Origin of the sequence: Bacillus haynesii, assembly GCF_014042035.1 — a bacterium.
In the GTDB taxonomy this organism is placed as follows: Bacteria; Bacillota; Bacilli; order Bacillales; family Bacillaceae; genus Bacillus; species Bacillus haynesii.
Genome location: NZ_CP059494.1, coordinates 2,193,356 through 2,215,216 on the forward strand (window position 1 = coordinate 2,193,356; position 21,861 = coordinate 2,215,216).

Sequence of the window (21,861 nt, forward strand, 5' to 3'; positions counted from 1 at the left end):
AATCTTTTTTTGAAAGGGACGATCTACCAAATCAAAACCTATTTATTTTTCATATCAGATGTTTGAAATGAAGAAAGAGGCAGCTGCACCGGCTGCTTCTGCAGCACAGACTGGTAGATTCCAAAAATCGTTTCAATCGCCTTTTTTCCTTCATATCCATCAACCAATAATGTGTCTTGATGCTTGACGGCGCTTATAAAGTTTTGATACATTGCGGTTTGTTCGCCGCCGAGATCAATCAGCTGCGCCGCTTCTTCAGCATCCGCCTTCTCCCCGTGGATATACCAGCGGCTGATCCGGTTTAATGCCGGGCCTTCCAATGAAATCGTTCCATTTTCTCCAAAAATCGAGAGAGAGCTTCCTATATTGTTTGGCTGTGTGACGATATTCGCTTCTACTACTCCTTTCGCCTGACTGGCAAACGTCAGAACACCGACAGCAACATCTTCCGTTTCTTTAGCTCCGGAGCCGCCCAGTATATCTCCGTAAACGCCTTTTACATCACCTAAAAACCATTGCAGCAGATCGATCAGGTGTATCCCTTGATTGACCAGCATCCCGCCGTCTTTTTCCCAGCTTCCTCGCCAGGATGCCGCTTCATAATAAGCGGGAGACCTGTTTAAGCGGAGCGATACTGTGCCTAAGTAAATCCTTCCCAGTTTTCCTTCCTCAATCGTTTCCTTCAGTTTTTTCATGATCGGCCGGTGACGCATCTGGTGGCAGACCATGAGCTTCAGCCCGTTCTGTTCCGCCAGCTCAATAAGCTCATCGGCATCCTGTAATGACAAGGTCATCGGTTTTTCGACGATGACGTGCTTGCCTGCCAGCAGCGCATGTTTGGCCATTTCGGAGTGCAGTCCCGAAACCGCCGCAATAATGACCGCTTTTATTTTAGGATCTGAAAGCAACGTTTGATACTGCGGATAACGGGTCATTCGGCTTTCATTCCCGGAGAGGGAAGCATAGTATTCTGCCGCTTCCTTCATCCGTTCTTCCTGCAAATCACTGACGGCAGACAACTTTGCATCATCGCACCCGGCCAGTGCTTGAAGATGTTTTCTTGACATATAGCCGCAGCCGATTAAACCAAAGTGAACCGTCACTTTTCCCCTCCTCCTTTTTTCAGCAGCGCGGAAATAATCTGATCTTGTTCCTCAGCGGCTAGAAAAGGATCCATCGGAATGGCCAAAAGGGTTTCGGACAAGGACTCGGCTATAGGAAAATCGCCTTTTTTGTACTGCAGTGAAGAATAGACCGCTTGCAAATGAAGACAGCAAGGATAATACACGCCTGAATGAATGTGCTGCTCTTTCAGCGATTGAATGATGTCGTCACGGTTTTTCGCGCCGATACAATAGAGATGATAGATATGTGTTCGGTCCTCTTTCTCAGCCGGCAGTATGAGATGCCGCGCCGTTTTCAAACCTTCCCTGTAGCGGCTGGCCACTCTTCTTCTTTGTTCATTCCAGCCGTCGATTTTCTCAAGAAGAATGAGCAAAGCGGCGGCATGTAATTCATCAAGACGGCTGTTGAAACCGATTTTGTCATGGAAGTATTTTTTGCTTGTGCCGTGGGTTCGGAGTGTTCTTAATTGCCGGGCCGCATCCGGATCTGAAATCGTCACCATTCCGCCGTCACCCAACGTTCCCAAGTTTTTTGTCGGGAAAAATGAAAAACAGGCGGCATCCCCGATGCTGCCGACAGGCCGCCCTTTATACGATGCGCCGAACGCTTGGCAGGCATCCTCAATCACAAGCAGTCCGTGTTTTTTGGCAATCACCATGATCTCGTCCATATCCGCCGGCTGGCCGAAGATGTGGACGGGAATGATCGCTTTAGTAGCAGGGGTGATTTTTTCTTCTATTTTTTTCGGATCAAGATTGTAGGTTTCAGGATCGACATCAGCAAACACCGGCTTAGCCCCCACTCTTGAGACAGCTTCGGCGGTGGCGAAAAAAGTGAACGGCGTCGTAATCACTTCATCCCCTTTGCCGATGCCGAAAGCTTCGAGCGTCAACACCAATGCATCCGTTCCGTTGGCGACCGCGACCGCTTCTTTTACACCAAGCTTTTCGGCTATTCTTTTCTCTAATTCTTCAACCTTTGGCCCCAATATATATTGGCCGCTGTCCAACACATGCTCAAACTCTTGTAAAATATCCTGTTTTACCGTTTGAAATTGACGTTTTAAATTGATTAACGGGATCATCTCTGTTCCTCCTCTAAAATCAAAAAGTTCCAAAATAAGTTATGATGCCTGCCGGTAATTTGGCACGGCTTGATTTTAAACATAAAAAAAGACCTACTTGATCAGTAAGTCTTTACAATGCTATTTGTTAATGCCTAATTTTCCTTCCAACAGCTGTTTGTTATGAAGGACGGATTTGTCTTCGGGCCGGTATTTTCTCGCCTCTTCATTGTGCTGATACGACTTTTCAAAGTCTCCTAAATTGTAATAGCATACACACATTTGCAAATGAGGGTACCAAGTGTAGTATGCCGGATAGGTGAAGCTCCATTTGTTTGATTCAGGCACCAGTGTTGTCGCCAGCTCATACCAGTAGATAGCGGCCTTATATTCCCGCCTCCGCTGAAAGTTATAGCCGATTCTTGAGCATGTTTCGGCGCGAGGCGTTTTGGAAAATTCAAATGACTGGAACAGCGATCTCAGCTCATTGTCCAAGTCGCCGAGAAAGCGGTGGCAGTCGGCTTTGTTAATGCAGGCGTATACTTTGTCTTCAATCCATCCTTCTTTCATTTCAATGTTTTTATTGTAGCTTTCAATCGCTTTTTCGTAGTGCCTGTTTTCCCTTAATTCATTTCCGTAGTAAAAATAGTCGCGCGGGGTAAACGTGTCGCCGCGATCGATCTTCTTTTGGTAAATATTGAGGTTTCGTCCGACAGAGTGGCGGATTTTTTTATGCGTCACAGAGATATCGGCATTGATGATGTTCCCGAATACCTCTAAATATTGATGGCAGTCGCCTTTCCATTTAAAGTTTTTCTCCCTTTTCACCAGGCGGTTGCGGCGGTACCTTAATGTCACATTTCCGAATTCGTCAGTTCCTGCATCATAGTACATAGACACGGAATCAACGGAAGGATCAAGTGTTTCCTTCAACTCTTTTAATTTTTTCTGATCTTTCTCAAGCAAAACATCATCCGCATCCAGATAGAGAATATAATCTTTCGTGGCATGCTTGAACGATTCATTGCGGGCAGCCGCAAAATCGCCGATCCATTCAAAGAAAAAGACGCGGTCTGTGTATCGCTTCGCAATCTCTACGGTTTTATCTGTCGACCCCGTATCAACAATGTTAATTTCATCTACAATGTCTTTCACTGTATCAAGGCATCTCGCTAATACTTCTTCTTCATTTTTGACAATCATACATAGACTGATTGTAACCAAAGCCTTCACTCCCTGTTTTTTCAAGACTCTATTTTTAAAATCTACCCATAAAATATGAACCAACAGCTGATCGCGTTTGTGCCACTGTCACTGTTTTATATTTTCAAGGCTGCGCCATTTCTAAAGTATTTTTCATAGAACTTTCTTTTCTCGCTTGAATATAGATACTACTAGCGAAAATGTGTTTAACCAGGAGGTTTCAGATGGATAATGAATTGGAATATCTGCTAGACTCTGTTGGGCTTAGCTGGAGAGAAACTGAAATATCCCAACTGATTTTTCAACACAAATGGCACGATGCTGCGCAAAAGCTGGAAGAGAGGCTGGAAGCCGCTCCCTTCGATCCCGGCTTGCTGATAAGCGCTGCTTTTGTCTATGAAAAAAAGCAGCAGGTTCAGAGAGCGTCTGAATTATATGATGATGCCCTCCTGTTTGTCAGGCGCGAACATCAACATCGCCTCATGAAGGAGAAAGAGGACCTTTTAAAAAAAACGGTCAGGCGTCCAAAGATCATTTTTTTTGTCAAACCGGATTTGGACCGGTTTTTGAATTCTGTCGTTGAGCACCTTTCCGGAACTTACCGGACCAAAAAAATCGTGGTTCATGATCTGAATCAAATCGACACTGGCATGCAATGGGCGGACATTTGCTGGTTTGAATGGTGCGATGATTTATTGATCCACGGGAGCAAAGTCCCTTCTGCAGCTGTCAAAACATTAATATGCAGGCTCCACAGCTATGAGGCATTTACTTTTTATATTAAAAAGGTATATTGGCAAGCGGTGGATCAAGTGATTTTTGACGGGGAACATATGCGGGAATACGTATTAGATCAAGTTAAAACGTTGAAAAAAGAGAAAACGGCCGTCGTTCCAAATGGAATCAAGTTAGATCAATACACCTTTCAGCAAAGGCAAAAAGGCTTTCATATCGCATATGTCGGCTATATCAACTATAAAAAAGGTCCGATGCTTTTGCTGCAAGCTTTCAAGGCACTGATTGACAAAGACCCAAGATACAAATTGTTTATCGCCGGGACGTTTCAGGACGCCCGCTATCAGTTGTATTTCAGGCAAATGATTGATGAGCTCCGTCTGACTGACAGCGTCCAATTTGACGGATGGCAAGATGACATGAATCAATACTTGGAGGATAAGCATTACCTGATTTGCACGAGCCTTCTTGAAAGTCAGCATATGTCGGCAATGGAAGCGATGGCTAAAGGCATAAAACCGCTGATTCACAATTTTTACGGAGCAAAGACGATATACGATGAATCAGTTGTTTGGAATACGATAGATGAATTCGTGGCCATGATGACAAGCGGTGATTATACATCTCTCCATTATCGGTCATTTATTGAAGAGCATTATTCATATGATCTCAGCATGCGGAAAATTGAAGAAATGATTTCAGGCTTTGCAAAGCAGTCCGAGTTGACGGTTATGCCAAATCCGCCGCTGATTACGGTGGGCATCATCAACTATAATTACAGCAATTTCATTGATGAATGCCTTCAATCCGTTTTAAATCAACTCTATCCCAATATCGACATTCTGATCGTTGACGACCATTCAACTGACGACTCGATGCAAAAAATCAGCAGCTATCAAAAAACGCATCCGCACATTCGAACAATATGCCACAGTGAAAATACAAAACTTCCTGATCTCGCTTTTAAGGAAATCTTCCAAGAGGCAAAAGGCGAATATGTTTTGCTTTTAAGCGCAGATGATTTCCTCCCGCACAATTTGGTGATCCATGACTTTATGCTGTGCTTTTTTGAAGAAGAGGGATTGGATTATGTTTACGGCGACCTTTTGCTCGTTGATCAACACGGGAAAAATGCGGGTCTGTGGACGTATCAAGAGTATGGCGATGAGGAGCTAGTGAGGACTATTTTTCAAAGAGGCGGCTCAGGCATTGTCCCGATGGTGGGCATGTTTAAAACATCTTATTATCAGCAAAAAGGCTTCACTTGGCTGGTTGATCCGCAAAAGCCGCTTGCAGGCGATGTGCTGAATTGTTTAGCCAACACGAAACGCGGCTGGAAGCGGCGCTATTTAAAAAAACCTGTATTATGCTACCGCCGCCACCAACACAATATTTCCTACCAATTGCATAAAAGAATTCAATCGCTTGTGTACGTCATGGACTATATTGTGAAAGAATTTGACGAAAGCGTCTACTTTCCTCATATCAAATGGAAAGAGCTTGAGGAAAATCAAAGACAGTCTTTGAAGTATTTCAGCATCGGGAAAACCTTTTGGAGAATGGCCCGGAGATACGCACAAAACGGATATACCCGGCATCTAGATCAAGACGCCAAAAAAGAATGCATCCAGCCGCTCCTGAACAAAATGGATGAATACTTCCAATTAAGCCTCGCATCTGACAATCAGTATGAACGATATATGAAAAATACAAAAAAAATACAGCTGATATAAAGCCTTCCGCTCTGTGGAAGGTTTTTCTCATATACTTTCGCACAAATACACAGTCATATAGATTCATTTATACGTATGATAGAGCGCACAAAGTGTTTTTATCTGCCAATTGAAAGCAGCATGATCGAAGGGAGGTCATCATGAAAGATTTCAAGTCAGACATCATTCATTGTCTGGAACAAAAAGATTGGAACAAAGCCATGAAACGCCTAAAAGAGTGGGAAGCTGACGGCTCGCATAACGAGCCTGATTTTTATTTTCTTCAAGCATCTCTTTCTGTTTATCTCGGCCATGACCATAACGCTTGGCTGTGGCTCTGGAGAGGGCTTGACCTTTTTCCTAATAACAGATCTTTAAATCTACTGATGGGAAAAGTGTGCCTGCGCACCGGAAGGGAAAAAGAGAGCGCGGCCTATCTTCAAAAAGGAGATGGAGCAGAAACCGAAAGCGCGCTGAATCTTGATCTTCCTGCTGATGAAAAAACCGATCCTCCGGCTGGGCAAATCCGCGTTTTGCAAGGCACAATGGAAATCGCCAATCAAATGAATACTTTGGCTAAAGGGCTCACACAGCAGGGCGCGCTTGCCCACACTTTAAATTACTATCCTTATTATTTAAAGTACGCTGCCGACTACACCTGGTCATTGCTGAAAGAACGCAATACGCCCGTCATGAATGCGAGGCTGAGAAGGCTTGCCAGTGATCTCTTGCCATCCTATGATTTGTTCCATTTTCATTTTGGCACAAGCTTTACACTGGACATGTCGGATTATCCCATTTTAAAACAGGCGGGTAAACCAATGATCATGCATCATTGGGGCAGCGATGTGAGGCTTTATTCAATATTGGCTAAAACAAATCCATACGCCGTTGTAAAAACGAAAAACGAAGCTCGGATTCGGTACCATCTCAAACGAATTTCACAATATGTCCAACACTGCATCGTTGCCGATATGGAACTATACGAGTATGTAAAAAACTATTATAAGCATGTCCACATGATTCCAACTATGATCCAGCTTGACCGCTATATCCCCGACTACCGGTCAAATGAAAAGCCGCTCATCGTTCATGCCCCCACCTCTCCCGGAATAAAAGGAACCCGCCATATCCTTAAGGCGGTTGAATCTTTAAAAGAAAAATACGATTTTCATTTTCACCTAGTACGTGGGGTTTCTCATGAACAGGCAAAGAAAATCTATCAAAAGGCGGATTTGATCATTGATCAGCTTCATATCGGCAGCTACGGATTATTTGCCGTCGAATCGATGGCAATGGGGAAACCCGTTATCTGCTGGATCAGTGATTTTATGAAGGATCACTATCCTTCCGAACTGCCTCTCATAAGAGCAAATCCCGACAACATTACAGAAGTGATTGAAAATGTGCTGAAAAACCGGGATATGCTGCCGGAAATCGGCCAGAAAGGAAGAAAATATGCAGAAGTTCATCATGATATGGTGAAAAACAGCAAAAAAACGCTGGCCGTTTATCAGTCGCTTCTTTCGGGATGATGTTGATCGACTTTCGCGTAGCGGGATTTGTATTTTTTAAAAAACAAAACAAGCAGGTGAACAATTGATGAGCGATATGACAGAGTTATCCGGCCAGCATATTTTCATTACTGGCGGAGCAGGCTTTATCGGATCCACTTTAATAGGAAAGCTGATAGAGCGCAACAGCGTCACCGTATACGACAATTTTTCAAGAGACTCCCTCCGGTATAAACCTTACCGGGACCATCCTCACTTAAAAGTGGTGCAGGGAGACATTTTGGATTTGAACGCGCTTAAAAAGGCGATCCAAGGGGCCAGTCACATTGTCCACGCCGCCGGCATCGCAGGGATTGACACAGTCATTCAAAATCCAGTTAAAACGATGCAGGTCAACATGATCGGTTCAGCCAATCTGCTTGAAGCGGCTGCCAGTTTAACCGAATGCAAAAGGGTCGTCTGTTTCAGTACAAGTGAAGTGTTCGGCCAAATCGCTTTCAGAGCACGCGAGACCAGTCATACTGTTTTAGGAGCGGTGGGAGAAGCACGCTGGACATATGCTGTCAGCAAACTCGCCGAAGAACATATGGCATATGCCTATTTTAAAGAACATGGGCTGCCGACCGTCACCGTCCGCCCTTTTAATGTTTATGGACCGGAACAAGTCGGGGAAGGCGCCATCAAAACGATGGTTCACAGAGCCCTGTTAGATGAGCCGATCTATATTCACGGCGATGGAACGCAAATCCGGGCCTGGTGTTACGTAGATGATATGATCGACGGAATACTGCGCTGTTTGACGATGAAAGAAGCTATTGGAGAGTCTTTCAACATCGGCAACGAACGCACTGTGATCACCGTATACGGATTGGCAAGCACGATTATCAGAGTTCTCGGATCAAAATCACAAATCTTCTTTGGAGAGAAAAAAGAAGCCGATATTGAACTTCGCATCCCTCAGGTCAATAAAGCGAAAGAAATGCTCGGTTTCAGCGCAAAAGTGGATCTGGAAGAAGGCATCAGAAGAACAGCTGAAAGCATTAAAAAAAATTTGGATCAATAAGAAGGGAGGCGCTTTTGTTGAAACAATGGAAAAGCGAAGGAAAAGGTGAATTCACCCTTTCCCAGCTTGGAGGATGCGGCGAAAATGTCGTTATTGAAGACGGGGTCCGCATTTTTCATCCGGAAAATATCTATATCGGAGATAATGTTTATATCGGCCATGACACGATTTTAAAAGGCTATTATAAGCATGACCTGATCATCGGCTCAAACAGCTGGATCGGACAGCAATGTTTCATACACGGTGCCGGAGGAGTTACAATCGGTGAATTTGCGGGAATTGGTCCGAATGTCCGGATACATGCCGCCTACCATACCGATCCTGATAAACCCGATAGCACCATTTTGTTTTCGCCGCTTACATTCGCTCCTATTCATATTGAAGAAAACTGCAACATCGGGATCGGTGCGTCTATCTTAGCAGGCGTTACGATAGGCGCCCACTCCAAAATCGGAGCAAATGCCGTCGTCAATCGTCATATCCCTCCGTACAGCATAGCGGTAGGCGTGCCGGCAAAGGTCATCAAAAACCGAAGGATGAAAGATGAGGATCTCTCATGATCAGGTTGATCGAGCCGTATATTACGTTTGAAGAAGTGGAAGCAGAATTAAAAGAAATATTTTCTTCCGGCATGCTGACAAAAGGCCCTTTCGTCAGAACATTTACTGATCATATTAGTCAGTATGTAAGTGCAAAGCATGCTTTTTTAACAACATCGGCTACAACGGCTTTATCGATGTGCCTTAAAATCCTGAACGTCCAACCCGGAGACGAAGTGATCGTCTCAGACTTTTCGTTTCCCGCCACTGTCAATGTAATAGAAGATTTAGGTGCCAAGCCGGTTTTTGCTGATGTTGATCTTGAAACATTTAACATGCTTCCAGAAGAGCTGGAAAGTCAAATCACGCCCCGTACAAAAGCCGTTCTTTTTGTAGATGCTCTGGGAAACCCGACAGGCATTACCAACATTAAACACATATGTGAAGAGTATAGCTTACCACTCGTGGATGATGCCGCGTGTGCGATCGGCAGCAGTGAATACGGCTGTAAATCTGGTAAAATTGCCGATCTCACCTGTTTCAGCTTTCACCCAAGAAAGCTGCTTACGACAGGCGAAGGCGGAGCAATTACAACCGACCGGGAAGAGTGGAAAGATTGGCTTTCGGTCAAGTTAAACCATGGCGCAGCTATCTCTGACGGCCAATTGGATTTTATAGATTTCGGCTACAACTACAGATTATCTGATATCCAAGCAGCTCTTGGAATCAAACAGCTCCAAAAACTTGAGGACATCATTCATCGGAGAAATCTTCAGCAGAAAGCATATAGTGAACAGCTTGAACCCCTCGGATTCCAAAGTCAAAAAATCGGTCCTGAAGTTGTACACAATATACAATCCGCCGTTTTCAAAGTTCCAAAAAACATCGTTCGCGACGAATTGATTCAATATTTGAGCGACTGCCATATAGAGTCGACTTTCGGCACCTATTGCTTAAGCGGCACTACTTATTACCGCCGCAAATACAGGCAGATTAAACCCAATTCCATTTTTCTTGAACAAAATACGATCACCCTCCCCTGCCATGACCAAGTCAATGTGGATCAGGTAGTCTCAGCCATTCAATCATTTAGCCAACGTAAAGGTTAATCAATCAAAAACATCCCTATCACAAAATAGTGACAGGGATGTTTTTTATTCTTAGAAATAAGCAAGAGCAAAAATAAAAAAAGGCAGTAAACCATAGGTTTACTGCCCCCCTGAATCATTCGCATAGCATTGCAGCGAAGTTCCGGAAAAACAAACGGAAAATATTTGCTAATAGCCAATAAATATTAAGCGCCAGTTGGACCTGTCGGGCCGGTTGGGCCGGTCGGACCAGTTGGGCCGGTTGGGCCGGTTGGGCCGGTTGCTCCTGTTGGACCTGTTGGACCTGTTGGACCTGTTGGACCTGTCGCTCCGGTTGGACCTGTCGGGCCGGTTGCTCCCGTTGGACCGGTTGGACCTGTCGGGCCGGTTGCTCCTGTCGGGCCGGTTGCTCCCGTTGGACCTGTTGCTCCTGTCGCTCCGGTTGCTCCCGTCGGACCGGTTGCTCCTGTCGCTCCCGTCGGACCGGTTGCTCCTGTCGCTCCCGTCGGACCGGTTGCTCCTGTCGCTCCGGTTGCTCCTGTTGCGCCTGTCGCTCCGGTTGCTCCTGTCGGACCTGTCGCTCCGGTTGCTCCTGTCGCTCCCGTCGGACCGGTTGCTCCTGTCGCTCCTGTCGCTCCCGTCGGACCTGTTGCTCCTGTCGCTCCGGTTGCTCCCGTCGGACCGGTTGCTCCCGTCGGACCTGTTGCTCCCGTTGGACCTGTCGCTCCCGTCGGACCTGTTGCTCCTGTCGCTCCGGTTGCTCCCGTCGGACCGGTTGCTCCTGTCGCTCCTGTCGCTCCCGTTGGACCTGTTGCTCCTGTCGCTCCGGTTGCTCCTGTTGCGCCTGTCGCTCCGGTTGCTCCTGTCGGACCTGTCGCTCCGGTTGCTCCTGTTGCTCCTGTCGCTCCGGTTGCTCCCGTCGGACCGGTTGCTCCTGTCGCTCCGGTTGCTCCCGTCGGACCTGTTGCTCCTGTCGCTCCGGTTGCTCCTGTCGCTCCGGTTGCTCCCGTCGGACCGGTTGGGCCTGTTGCTCCGGTTGCTCCCGTCGGACCTGTTGCTCCTGTCGCTCCCGTTGGACCTGTTGCTCCTGTCGCTCCGGTTGCTCCTGTCGCTCCGGTTGCTCCCGTTGGACCTGTTGCTCCTGTCGCTCCGGTTGCTCCTGTTGCGCCTGTCGCTCCCGTTGGACCTGTTGCTCCTGTCGCTCCGGTTGCTCCTGTTGCGCCTGTCGCTCCGGTTGCTCCCGTTGGACCTGTTGCTCCTGTCGCTCCGGTTGCGCCTGTTGCGCCTGTCGCTCCGGTTGCTCCCGTCGGACCTGTTGCGCCTGTCGCTCCGGTTGCTCCCGTCGGACCGGTTGCTCCCGTTGGACCTGTTGGGCCTGTCGCTCCGGTTGCTCCCGTTGGACCGGTTGCTCCTGTCGCTCCGGTTGCTCCCGTCGGACCGGTTGCTCCTGTCGCTCCGGTTGCGCCTGTTGCGCCTGTCGCTCCGGTTGCTCCCGTCGGACCGGTTGCTCCTGTCGCTCCGGTTGCTCCCGTCGGACCGGTTGCTCCTGTCGCTCCGGTTGCTCCCGTCGGACCGGTTGCTCCCGTTGGACCGGTTGCTCCTGTCGCTCCGGTTGCTCCCGTTGGACCGGTTGCTCCTGTCGCTCCGGTTGCTCCCGTCGGACCGGTTGCTCCTGTCGCTCCGGTTGCTCCCGTCGGACCGGTTGCTCCTGTCGCTCCGGTTGCTCCCGTCGGACCTGTTGCGCCTGTCGCTCCGGTTGCTCCCGTCGGACCGGTTGCTCCGGTTGCGCCTGTCGCTCCGGTTGCTCCTGTCGGACCTGTTGGGCCTGTCGCTCCGGTTGCTCCCGTTGGACCGGTTGCTCCTGTCGCTCCGGTTGCTCCCGTCGGACCGGTTGCTCCGGTTGCTCCTGTCGCTCCCGTCGGACCGGTTGCTCCCGTTGGACCTGTTGCTCCCGTTGGACCGGTTGCTCCCGTTGGACCGGTTGCTCCTGTCGCTCCGGTTGCTCCCGTCGGACCGGTTGCTCCTGTCGCTCCGGTTGCTCCCGTTGGACCTGTTGCTCCCGTTGGACCGGTTGCTCCTGTCGCTCCGGTTGCTCCCGTCGGACCTGTTGCTCCTGTCGGACCTGTTGGACCTGTCGGGCCGGTCGGGCCTGTTGGACCTGTTGGACCTGTCGGACCTGTCGGACCTGTTCCTCCACCTTCTACATCTAACAGTGCTACATCATCTACAATGACATTCGCTGTACCTGCCTGCGGCAAAGTATTAATCAAAATGAAAGCCATAGTAGAGCCAGCTGGAGCTGGGGTCGTCGTTTGATAGACTTCAAGCCATGTATTATTTTCAACAATTGGTAGTCTGTTGAACGGGATATTTAAAAAGAGACCTTGGCCTAGAAAATTAAATGAACTGTCAAAATAAGACACTTGAATTTGAACCTGAGGCGATGGAGCAGGAAAACCTTCTTTAGCAAGAGAAACTAAAAATTCTAAACCTTCTCCTGCATCTACTGGAACAAATTGTGCTATAAACGAAGTAACAGCCCCGCCCAGTAATCTTGCCGACCAAAAACCTGAATGAGAAAATTGAGTTGTGACGGTTGCATTTTGGCCTACCCAGGGTGGAAGTGCCCCGTTTTCAAAGCTGCCGTTTACAACCAAATTTTGGATCGACATCTAGGATTTTACCTCCCTTTCATTAGATTAGCTTCAATTCCCTTTTCAAGAACGAAGCTAACATATACTATGTCTCCTTGCTAAGCTCGGTCACGTTATTTTCCATATGATTAACACACATTTATAGAAGCTAAATCCGAGAGAATCAAAATATATTAATTTAACACCAATGTCCTTTTACTTAATATGAAACTTCAAAAGGGGAAAGCTCCATTTAGCTTCCCCCCCTCCCTTTAAGGGAACCGAATGAGATTTAAATCTCTATTAAATGCTGCAGCGGAAGTAACATTCGAAGCCGTTGTTACCACTACCCTAACTGAATATTCAACTGTTGCGGTAGCAGGAACTGTATCAACAATTGTGCTGGCTAATGGAAATCTTTGAGTACCAGCAGCCGCAAGACTTCTATTAAATATTCTAGTTTGAACTAAAGTTCCGCCTCTATATAGCCTTATTTCAACAATTATATTACTGTTTTCAGTATTTACGGCTTCTATCGCCAATGCATAATCCACCTTAATATTTTGGCCACTAGTGACCGATACATTAGGAACCGACACAACAGTTACTTCTGTATTTAAAGGAATCGTTGGCGGATTGTAAACAGAAGTAGAACCAAATAGGTTGCTAAAGAATATAGCAGTTTGTGGGCTGGCAGGTCCTGTTGGGCCTGTCGGGCCGGCCGTTCCCATTATTCCTGCTTCACCCGGCGGGCCAGTTGGACCAGGTGGACCGGTTGGGCCTGTCGGGCCGGTTGATCCCGTTGCACCTGTTGCTCCGGTTGGACCTGTTGCTCCCGTTGCTCCTGTCGGACCTGTTGGTCCAGTTACTCCAGTGGCTCCCGTTGCTCCGGTTGGGCCAGTTACTCCAGTGGCTCCCGTCGGACCTGTTGGGCCAGTCGCTCCCGTGGCTCCCGTCGGACCTGTTGCTCCAGTTACTCCAGTGGCTCCCGTCGGACCTGTTGCTCCAGTTACTCCAGTGGCTCCCGTTGGACCTGTCGCTCCGGTTGGACCCGTTGCTCCGGTTGCTCCTGTCGCTCCCGTCGCTCCGGTTGGTCCCGTTGCTCCGGTCGGACCTGTTGCTCCGGTTGCTCCCGTTGCTCCGGTCGGACCTGTTGGTCCAGTTACTCCAGTGGCTCCTGTTGCTCCGGTCGGACCCGTCGCTCCGGTTGGTCCCGTTGCTCCTGTTGATCCCGTTGCACCTGTTGCTCCGGTTGGACCTGTTGGGCCGGTTACTCCAGTGGCTCCCGTGGCTCCGGTTGGACCTGTCGCTCCGGTGGCTCCCGTCGGACCTGTTGGGCCAGTCGCTCCCGTGGCTCCGGTGGCTCCCGTCGGACCTGTTGGGCCAGTCGCTCCCGTGGCTCCGGTGGCTCCCGTCGGACCTGTTGGGCCGGTTACTCCAGTGGCTCCCGTTGCTCCGGTTGGACCTGTCGCTCCAGTAGCTCCCGTCGGACCTGTCGCTCCGGTTGGACCCGTCGCTCCGGTTGGTCCCGTTGCACCTGTGGCTCCTGTCGCTCCGGTGGCTCCGGTTGGTCCCGTTGCTCCGGTTACTCCAGTGGCTCCCGTTGCTCCGGTGGCTCCTGTTGCTCCGGTGGCCCCTGTCGCTCCCGTTGGACCTGTGGCTCCGGTTGGTCCTGTTGCTCCTGTTGAACCTGTTGGTCCAGTTACTCCAGTGGCTCCCGTCGGACCTGTCGCTCCGGTGGCTCCTGTTGGACCTGTTGCTCCTGTTGCGCCTGTCGCTCCGGTGGCTCCGGTCGCTCCCGTTGCTCCGGTTGCTCCAGTTGCTCCCGTCGGACCTGTGGCTCCGGTCGCTCCGGTTGCGCCCGTCGGACCTGTGGCTCCGGTCGCTCCGGTTGCGCCCGTCGGACCTGTGGCTCCGGTCGCTCCGGTTGCTCCAGTGGCTCCTGTCGGACCTGTTGGTCCAGTTACTCCAGTGGCTCCTGTTGCTCCGGTCGGACCCGTCGCTCCTGTTGGTCCCGTTGCACCTGTTGATCCCGTGGCTCCCGTCGCTCCTGTTGGTCCCGTGGCTCCTGTCGCTCCGGTTGCTCCAGTGGCTCCTGTCGGACCTGTTGGTCCAGTTACTCCAGTGGCTCCTGTTGCTCCGGTCGGACCCGTCGCTCCGGTTGCTCCTGTTGCTCCCGTGGCTCCTGTCGGACCTGTGGCTCCAGTTGCGCCTGTCGCTCCGGTGGCTCCCGTTGGACCCGTTGCTCCCGTCGGACCTGTCGCTCCGGTGGCTCCCGTTGGACCCGTCGCTCCGGTTGCTCCTGTTGCTCCCGTGGCTCCTGTCGGACCTGTTGGTCCAGTTACTCCAGTGGCTCCCATCGGACCTGTGGCTCCGGTGGCTCCGGTGGCTCCCGTTGGACCTGTCGCTCCAGTTGGTCCCGTTGCACCTGTTGGTCCTGTTGCTCCGGTGGGTCCCGTTGCACCTGTGGCTCCCGTTGGACCTGTTGCTCCTGTCGCTCCGGTGGGTCCCGTTGGTCCCGTTGGTCCCGTCGCTCCGGTTGGTCCCGTCGCTCCTGTTGCTCCGGTGGCTCCGGTGGCTCCGGTGGCTCCCGTTGGACCCGTCGCTCCGGTTGCACCTGTTGATCCCGTGGCTCCGGTCGGACCTGTTGGTCCAGTTACTCCAGTGGCTCCCGTCGGACCTGTCGCTCCGGTTGCTCCTGTTGGTCCCGTTGCCCCGGTCGGACCTGTCGCTCCGGTTGCCCCTGTTGCTCCTGTCGGTCCCGTTGCTCCGGTTGGACCCGTGGCTCCGGTTACTCCAGTGGCTCCGGTTGCTCCAGTGGCTCCGGTTGCTCCCGTTGCTCCGGTTGGGCCGGTCGCTCCGGTCGGACCTGTTGCTCCAGTTACTCCAGTTGCTCCGGTCGGACCTGTTGCTCCGGTTGCTCCGGTTGGACCTGTTGGACCTGTCGCTCCCGTTGCTCCCGTCGGACCTGTTGGGCCAGTCGCTCCCGTTGCTCCTGTCGGACCTGTCGCTCCGGTTGGTCCCGTTGCACCTGTTGCTCCGGTTGGACCTGTTGGGCCAGTCGCTCCCGTTGCTCCGGTGGCTCCCGTCGGACCTGTTGGGCCAGTCGCTCCCGTTGCTCCGGTGGCTCCCGTCGGACCTGTTGGGCCGGTTACTCCAGTGGCTCCTGTTGGTCCCGTTGCTCCTGTTGGACCTGTCGCTCCTGTTGGTCCCGTCGCTCCGGTTGATCCCGTGGCTCCTGTCGGACCTGTTGGACCTGTTGCTCCCGTGGCTCCCGTCGGACCTGTTGGTCCTGTTGGTCCAGTTGCTCCGGTTGCTCCGGTTGCGCCCGTCGGACCTGTTGCACCTGTGGCTCCGGTCGCTCCGGTTGATCCTGTTGGACCTGTGGCTCCGGTTGGTCCTGTTGAACCTGTTGGTCCAGTTACTCCAGTGGCTCCCGTCGGACCTGTCGCTCCGGTGGCTCCGGTGGCTCCCGTTGGACCCGTCGCTCCGGTTGCACCTGTTGATCCCGTTGCTCCGGTCGGACCTGTTGGTCCAGTTACTCCAGTGGCTCCCGTCGGACCTGTCGCTCCGGTTGATCCCGTTGCTCCGGTGGCTCCTGTCGGACCTGTTGGTCCAGTTGCTCCGGTGGCTCCGGTTGCGCCCGTCGGACCTGTTGCACCTGTGGCTCCTGTCGCTCCCGTCGCTCCGGTTGGTCCCGTTGCTCCTGTCGGACCTGTTGCTCCGGTTGCTCCCGTTGCTCCTGTCGGACCTGTTGCTCCGGTTGCTCCCGTTGCTCCTGTCGGACCTGTTGCTCCGGTTGGACCCGTCGCTCCGGTTACTCCCGTGGCTCCGGTGGCTCCCGTCGGACCTGTTGGGCCAGTCGCTCCTGTTGCACCTGTTGCTCCCGTTGCACCTGTTGCTCCGGTTGGACCTGTTGGGCCGGTTACTCCTGTTGCTCCCATTGGGCCGGTTGCTCCGGTTGGACCCGTCGCTCCGGTTACTCCAGTGGCTCCCGTTGCTCCGGTTGGACCTGTCGCTCCGGTGGCTCCCGTCGGACCTGTTGGGCCAGTCGCTCCCGTGGCTCCGGTGGCTCCCGTCGGACCTGTTGGGCCAGTCGCTCCCGTGGCTCCGGTGGCTCCCGTCGGACCTGTTGGGCCGGTTACTCCAGTGGCTCCCGTTGCTCCGGTTGGACCTGTCGCTCCAGTAGCTCCCGTCGGACCTGTCGCTCCGGTTGGACCCGTCGCTCCGGTTGGTCCCGTTGCACCTGTGGCTCCTGTCGCTCCGGTGGCTCCGGTTGGTCCCGTTGCTCCGGTTACTCCAGTGGCTCCCGTTGCTCCGGTGGCTCCTGTTGCTCCGGTGGCCCCTGTCGCTCCCGTTGGACCTGTGGCTCCGGTTGGTCCTGTTGCTCCTGTTGAACCTGTTGGTCCAGTTACTCCAGTGGCTCCCGTCGGACCTGTCGCTCCGGTGGCTCCTGTTGGACCTGTTGCTCCTGTTGCGCCTGTCGCTCCGGTGGCTCCGGTCGCTCCCGTTGCTCCGGTGGCTCCAGTTGCTCCCGTCGGACCTGTGGCTCCGGTCGCTCCTGTTGCTCCAGTGGCTCCGGTCGCTCCGGTTGCTCCAGTGGCTCCTGTCGGACCTGTTGGTCCAGTTACTCCAGTGGCTCCTGTTGCTCCGGTCGGACCCGTCGCTCCTGTTGGTCCCGTTGCACCTGTTGATCCCGTGGCTCCCGTCGCTCCTGTTGGTCCCGTGGCTCCTGTCGCTCCGGTTGCTCCAGTGGCTCCTGTCGGACCTGTTGGTCCAGTTACTCCAGTGGCTCCTGTTGCTCCGGTCGGACCCGTCGCTCCGGTTGGTCCCGTTGCACCTGTTGATCCCGTGGCTCCTGTCGGACCTGTGGCTCCAGTTGCGCCTGTCGCTCCGGTGGCTCCCGTTGGACCCGTTGCTCCCGTCGGACCTGTCGCTCCGGTGGCTCCCGTTGGACCCGTCGCTCCGGTTGCTCCTGTTGCTCCCGTTGCTCCTGTCGGACCTGTTGGTCCAGTTACTCCAGTGGCTCCCATCGGACCTGTGGCTCCGGTGGCTCCGGTGGCTCCCGTTGGACCTGTCGCTCCAGTTGGTCCCGTTGCTCCTGTTGGTCCTGTTGCTCCGGTGGGTCCCGTTGCACCTGTGGCTCCCGTTGGACCTGTTGCTCCTGTCGCTCCGGTGGGTCCCGTTGGTCCCGTCGCTCCGGTGGGTCCCGTCGCTCCTGTTGCTCCGGTGGCTCCTGTCGCTCCGGTGGCTCCGGTGGCTCCCGTTGGACCCGTCGCTCCGGTTGCACCTGTTGATCCCGTGGCTCCGGTCGGACCTGTTGGTCCAGTTACTCCAGTGGCTCCCGTCGGACCTGTCGCTCCGGTTGCTCCTGTTGGTCCCGTTGCCCCGGTCGGACCTGTCGCTCCGGTTGCCCCTGTTGCTCCTGTCGGTCCCGTTGCTCCGGTTGGACCCGTGGCTCCGGTTACTCCAGTGGCTCCGGTTGCTCCAGTGGCTCCGGTTGCTCCCGTTGCTCCGGTTGGGCCGGTCGCTCCGGTCGGACCTGTTGCTCCAGTTGCTCCGGTCGGACCTGTTGCTCCGGTTGCTCCGGTTGGACCTGTTGGACCTGTCGCTCCCGTGGCTCCCGTCGGACCTGTTGGGCCAGTCGCTCCCGTTGCTCCTGTCGGACCTGTCGCTCCGGTGGGTCCCGTTGCACCTGTTGCTCCGGTTGGACCTGTTGGGCCAGTCGCTCCCGTTGCTCCGGTGGCTCCGGTTGGACCTGTTGGGCCAGTCGCTCCCGTTGCTCCGGTGGCTCCCGTCGGACCTGTTGGGCCGGTTACTCCAGTGGCTCCTGTTGGTCCCGTTGCTCCTGTTGGACCTGTCGCTCCTGTTGGTCCCGTCGCTCCGGTTGATCCCGTGGCTCCTGTCGGACCTGTTGGACCTGTTGCTCCCGTGGCTCCCGTCGGACCTGTTGGTCCTGTTGGTCCAGTTGCTCCGGTTGCGCCCGTCGGACCTGTTGCACCTGTGGCTCCGGTCGCTCCTGTTGCTCCCGTGGCTCCTGTCGGACCTGTTGGTCCAGTTACTCCAGTGGCTCCTGTTGCTCCGGTCGGACCCGTCGCTCCGGTTGGTCCCGTTGCACCTGTTGATCCCGTGGCTCCTGTCGCTCCTGTGGCTCCGGTTACTCCTGTTGCACCTGTGGCTCCGGTCGCTCCTGTTGCTCCCGTGGCTCCGGTTGGACCTGTGGCTCCAGTAGCTCCTGTCGGACCTGTCGCTCCGGTCGGACCTGTTGCTCCAGTTACTCCAGTTGCTCCGGTCGGACCTGTTGCTCCGGTTGCTCCGGTTGGACCTGTTGGACCTGTCGCTCCCGTGGCTCCCGTCGGACCTGTTGGGCCAGTCGCTCCCGTTGCTCCTGTCGGACCTGTCGCTCCGGTGGGTCCCGTTGCACCTGTTGCTCCGGTTGGACCTGTTGGGCCAGTCGCTCCCGTTGCTCCGGTGGCTCCCGTCGGACCTGTTGGGCCAGTCGCTCCCGTTGCTCCGGTGGCTCCCGTCGGACCTGTTGGGCCGGTTACTCCAGTGGCTCCTGTTGGTCCCGTTGCTCCTGTTGGACCTGTCGCTCCTGTTGGTCCCGTCGCTCCGGTTGATCCCGTGGCTCCTGTCGGACCTGTTGGACCTGTTGCTCCCGTGGCTCCCGTCGGACCTGTTGGTCCTGTTGGTCCAGTTGCTCCGGTTGCTCCGGTTGCGCCCGTCGGACCTGTTGCACCTGTGGCTCCGGTCGCTCCTGTTGCTCCCGTGGCTCCTGTCGGACCTGTTGGTCCAGTTACTCCAGTGGCTCCTGTTGCTCCGGTCGGACCCGTCGCTCCGGTTGGTCCCGTTGCACCTGTTGATCCCGTGGCTCCTGTCGCTCCTGTGGCTCCGGTTACTCCTGTTGCACCTGTGGCTCCGGTCGCTCCTGTTGCTCCCGTGGCTCCGGTTGGACCTGTGGCTCCAGTAGCTCCTGTCGGACCTGTCGCTCCGGTCGGACCCGTCGCTCCGGTTGCTCCCGTTGCACCTGTTGATCCCGTGGCTCCTGTCGGACCTGTTGGTCCAGTTACTCCAGTGGCTCCTGTTGCTCCGGTCGGACCCGTCGCTCCGGTGGCTCCCGTTGCTCCTGTTGCTCCCGTGGCTCCTGTCGGACCTGTTGGTCCAGTTACTCCAGTGGCTCCTGTTGCTCCGGTCGGACCCGTCGCTCCGGTGGCTCCCGTTGCTCCTGTTGCTCCCGTGGCTCCTGTCGGACCTGTTGGTCCAGTTACTCCAGTGGCTCCTGTCGGACCTGTTGGTCCAGTTACTCCAGTGACTCCCGTCGGACCTGTCGCTCCGGTTGATCCCGTTGCTCCGGTGGCTCCTGTCGGACCTGTTGGTCCAGTTGCTCCTGTGGCTCCGGTTGCGCCCGTCGGACCTGTTGCACCTGTGGCTCCGGTCGCTCCTGTTGATCCCGTTGCTCCTGTCGGACCTGTGGCTCCAGTTACTCCAGTGGCTCCTGTTGCTCCGGTCGGACCCGTCGCTCCGGTTGGTCCCGTTGCACCTGTTGATCCCGTGGCTCCTGTCGCTCCGGTGGCTCCCGTTGCGCCTGTCGCTCCGGTGGCTCCCGTTGGACCCGTTGCTCCCGTCGGACCTGTCGCTCCGGTGGCTCCCGTTGGACCCGTCGCTCCGGTTGCTCCTGTTGATCCTGTTGATCCCGTTGCTCCGGTCGGACCTGTTGATCCCGTTGCTCCGGTCGGACCTGTCGCTCCGGTTGGTCCCGTTGCACCTGTTGCTCCGGTTGGACCTGTTGGGCCAGTCGCTCCCGTTGCTCCGGTGGCTCCCGTCGGACCTGTTGGGCCAGTCGCTCCCGTTGCTCCGGTGGCTCCCGTCGGACCTGTTGGGCCGGTTACTCCAGTGGCTCCCGTTGCTCCGGTTGGACCTGTCGCTCCTGTTGGTCCCGTTGCTCCTGTTGGACCTGTCGCTCCTGTTGGTCCCGTCGCTCCCGTGGCTCCGGTGGCTCCGGTCGCTCCGGTTGATCCCGTGGCTCCTGTCGGACCTGTTGGACCTGTTGCTCCGGTGGCTCCCGTCGGACCTGTTGGTCCAGTTGCTCCTGTTGCTCCGGTTGCGCCCGTCGGACCTGTTGCACCTGTGGCTCCGGTCGCTCCTGTTGCTCCCGCGGCTCCCGTCGGACCTGTTGGTCCAGTTACTCCAGTGGCTCCTGTTGCTCCGGTCGGACCCGTCGCTCCGGTTGGTCCCGTTGCACCTGTTGATCCCGTGGCTCCTGTCGCTCCGGTGGCTCCGGTCGCTCCCGTTGCTCCGGTGGCTCCTGTTGCTCCCGTCGGACCTGTCGCTCCGGTGGCTCCCGTTGCACCCGTCGCTCCGGTTGCACCTGTTGATCCCGTGGCTCCCGTCGGACCTGTCGCTCCCGTTGCGCCTGTCGCTCCGGTGGCTCCCGTTGCACCCGTCGCTCCGGTTGCACCTGTTGATCCCGTGGCTCCTGTCGGACCTGTTGGTCCAGTTACTCCAGTGGCTCCGGTCGGACCTGTCGCTCCGGTTGGTCCCGTTGCACCGGTGGCTCCGGTCGCTCCTGTGGCTCCTGTCGCTCCGGTTGGTCCCGTTGCACCGGTGGCTCCAGTAGCTCCCGTCGGACCTGTCGCTCCTGTTGATCCCGTTGGACCCGTGGCTCCCGTTGGGCCCGTGGCTCCTGGTTGATCAATTGTTATCATTGCAACATCATCAATTAGTATTGGTGCCCCCCCACTAAGAGGAAGTTTTTGAATAGTTAACACCCCTATAGCGGTATCAGGAGGAGCAATATTCGTTGTAGCATATATTTCATTCCAAACATTTACTGCAGATAGACGGTTTACTGGAATTGTTAAACTTAATCCCTGCGACAAAAAGTTAAAAGAGGAGTTGTAATAATCTACGGTTATTACAATCGCAGGATTAGGAGCGCTGCTAGCTTTTGAAATAGATATAACAAATTCAAAATTCTCTCCCGGGTTAACCAGAAAGCTCTGAGCTAAGATACCAATCGATGAAGTTACTAAGTTAACGCTATAAATCCCTGAATGGCTGAAATTAGAAGTAACTACGGCATTAAATCCTGTCCACGGTGGCAGAGAACCGGTTTCGAACCCTCCATTTATTATTCGATTCTCAATGGGCAATCAAGTTTCACCACCCTTTCTCAAAAATTGAGAT

At 54.0% G+C, this 21,861-nt stretch carries 10 protein-coding genes; 5 read left to right on the forward strand and 5 right to left on the reverse strand.

What is annotated here, in order from left to right; translation table 11 throughout:
* Positions 1–38: 38 nt before the first annotated feature.
* The 3 genes from H2R00_RS10970 to H2R00_RS10980 all read right to left on the reverse strand — a co-directional run bounded on the left by H2R00_RS10970 (position 39) and on the right by H2R00_RS10980 (position 3,412).
* Positions 39–1,103: a Gfo/Idh/MocA family protein gene (locus H2R00_RS10970; RefSeq protein ID WP_154998613.1), complete on the reverse strand. Its 1,065-nt coding sequence runs from the start codon at positions 1,101–1,103 to the stop codon at positions 39–41.
* A complete protein-coding gene (locus H2R00_RS10975; RefSeq protein WP_154998611.1) occupies positions 1,100–2,209 on the reverse strand; it encodes a DegT/DnrJ/EryC1/StrS family aminotransferase in 1,110 nt (369 codons plus the stop codon). Before H2R00_RS10975 ends, H2R00_RS10970 begins: the two co-directional genes overlap by 4 nt.
* A gap of 120 nt (positions 2,210–2,329) precedes the next feature.
* On the reverse strand, positions 2,330–3,412 hold the full coding sequence (locus H2R00_RS10980; protein WP_154998609.1) for a glycosyltransferase: 1,083 nt from the start codon (positions 3,410–3,412) through the stop codon (positions 2,330–2,332).
* A 203-nt stretch (positions 3,413–3,615) separates the two neighbouring features.
* Here H2R00_RS10980 and H2R00_RS10985 point away from each other — a divergent pair, with 203 nt between their 5' ends.
* The 5 genes from H2R00_RS10985 to H2R00_RS11005 all read left to right on the forward strand — a co-directional run bounded on the left by H2R00_RS10985 (position 3,616) and on the right by H2R00_RS11005 (position 10,063).
* On the forward strand, positions 3,616–5,859 hold the full coding sequence (locus H2R00_RS10985) for a glycosyltransferase (RefSeq protein WP_154998607.1): 2,244 nt from the start codon (positions 3,616–3,618) through the stop codon (positions 5,857–5,859).
* A 140-nt stretch (positions 5,860–5,999) separates the two neighbouring features.
* Complete coding sequence (locus H2R00_RS10990) at positions 6,000–7,373, forward strand: glycosyltransferase (protein ID WP_182069007.1); 1,374 nt, start codon at positions 6,000–6,002, stop codon at positions 7,371–7,373.
* 67 nt (positions 7,374–7,440) lie between these two features.
* Positions 7,441–8,415, forward strand: coding sequence for an NAD-dependent epimerase/dehydratase family protein (locus H2R00_RS10995; RefSeq protein ID WP_154998603.1), 975 nt, complete (start codon positions 7,441–7,443; stop codon positions 8,413–8,415).
* Positions 8,416–8,432: 17 nt separating this feature from the next.
* Positions 8,433–8,975 carry an acyltransferase gene (locus H2R00_RS11000; protein ID WP_154998601.1) on the forward strand — a complete coding sequence of 181 codons (543 nt, stop codon included), beginning with the start codon at positions 8,433–8,435 and terminating at the stop codon, positions 8,973–8,975.
* On the forward strand, positions 8,972–10,063 hold the full coding sequence (locus tag H2R00_RS11005; protein WP_154998599.1) for a DegT/DnrJ/EryC1/StrS family aminotransferase: 1,092 nt from the start codon (positions 8,972–8,974) through the stop codon (positions 10,061–10,063). The genes H2R00_RS11000 and H2R00_RS11005 overlap by 4 nt, the downstream gene beginning before the upstream one ends.
* 185 nt (positions 10,064–10,248) lie before the next feature.
* Here the strand turns inward: H2R00_RS11005 and H2R00_RS11010 are convergent, their stop codons facing one another.
* Together H2R00_RS11010 and H2R00_RS11015 are read right to left on the reverse strand one after the other, a co-directional pair.
* Positions 10,249–12,714 (reverse strand): NTTRR-F1 domain, encoded by a 2,466-nt coding sequence (locus H2R00_RS11010; protein ID WP_244958331.1) that lies wholly within the window; start codon positions 12,712–12,714, stop codon positions 10,249–10,251.
* A gap of 233 nt (positions 12,715–12,947) precedes the next feature.
* Complete coding sequence (locus H2R00_RS11015; protein WP_182071061.1) at positions 12,948–21,827, reverse strand: NTTRR-F1 domain; 8,880 nt, start codon at positions 21,825–21,827, stop codon at positions 12,948–12,950.
* Positions 21,828–21,861 lie beyond the last annotated feature (34 nt).

Excerpts from the sequence above, each read along its gene's own strand:
- H2R00_RS10975 (WP_154998611.1), bottom strand. The coding sequence starts at position 2,209 with ATGATCCCGTTAATCAATTTAAAACGTCAATTTCAAACGGTAAAACAG.
- H2R00_RS10985 (WP_154998607.1), top strand. The coding sequence starts at position 3,616 with ATGGATAATGAATTGGAATATCTGCTAGACTCTGTTGGGCTTAGCTGG.
- H2R00_RS10990 (WP_182069007.1), top strand. The coding sequence starts at position 6,000 with ATGAAAGATTTCAAGTCAGACATCATTCATTGTCTGGAACAAAAAGAT.
- H2R00_RS10995 (WP_154998603.1), top strand. The coding sequence starts at position 7,441 with ATGAGCGATATGACAGAGTTATCCGGCCAGCATATTTTCATTACTGGC.
- H2R00_RS11005 (WP_154998599.1), top strand. The coding sequence starts at position 8,972 with ATGATCAGGTTGATCGAGCCGTATATTACGTTTGAAGAAGTGGAAGCA.
- H2R00_RS11010 (WP_244958331.1), bottom strand. The coding sequence starts at position 12,714 with ATGTCGATCCAAAATTTGGTTGTAAACGGCAGCTTTGAAAACGGGGCA.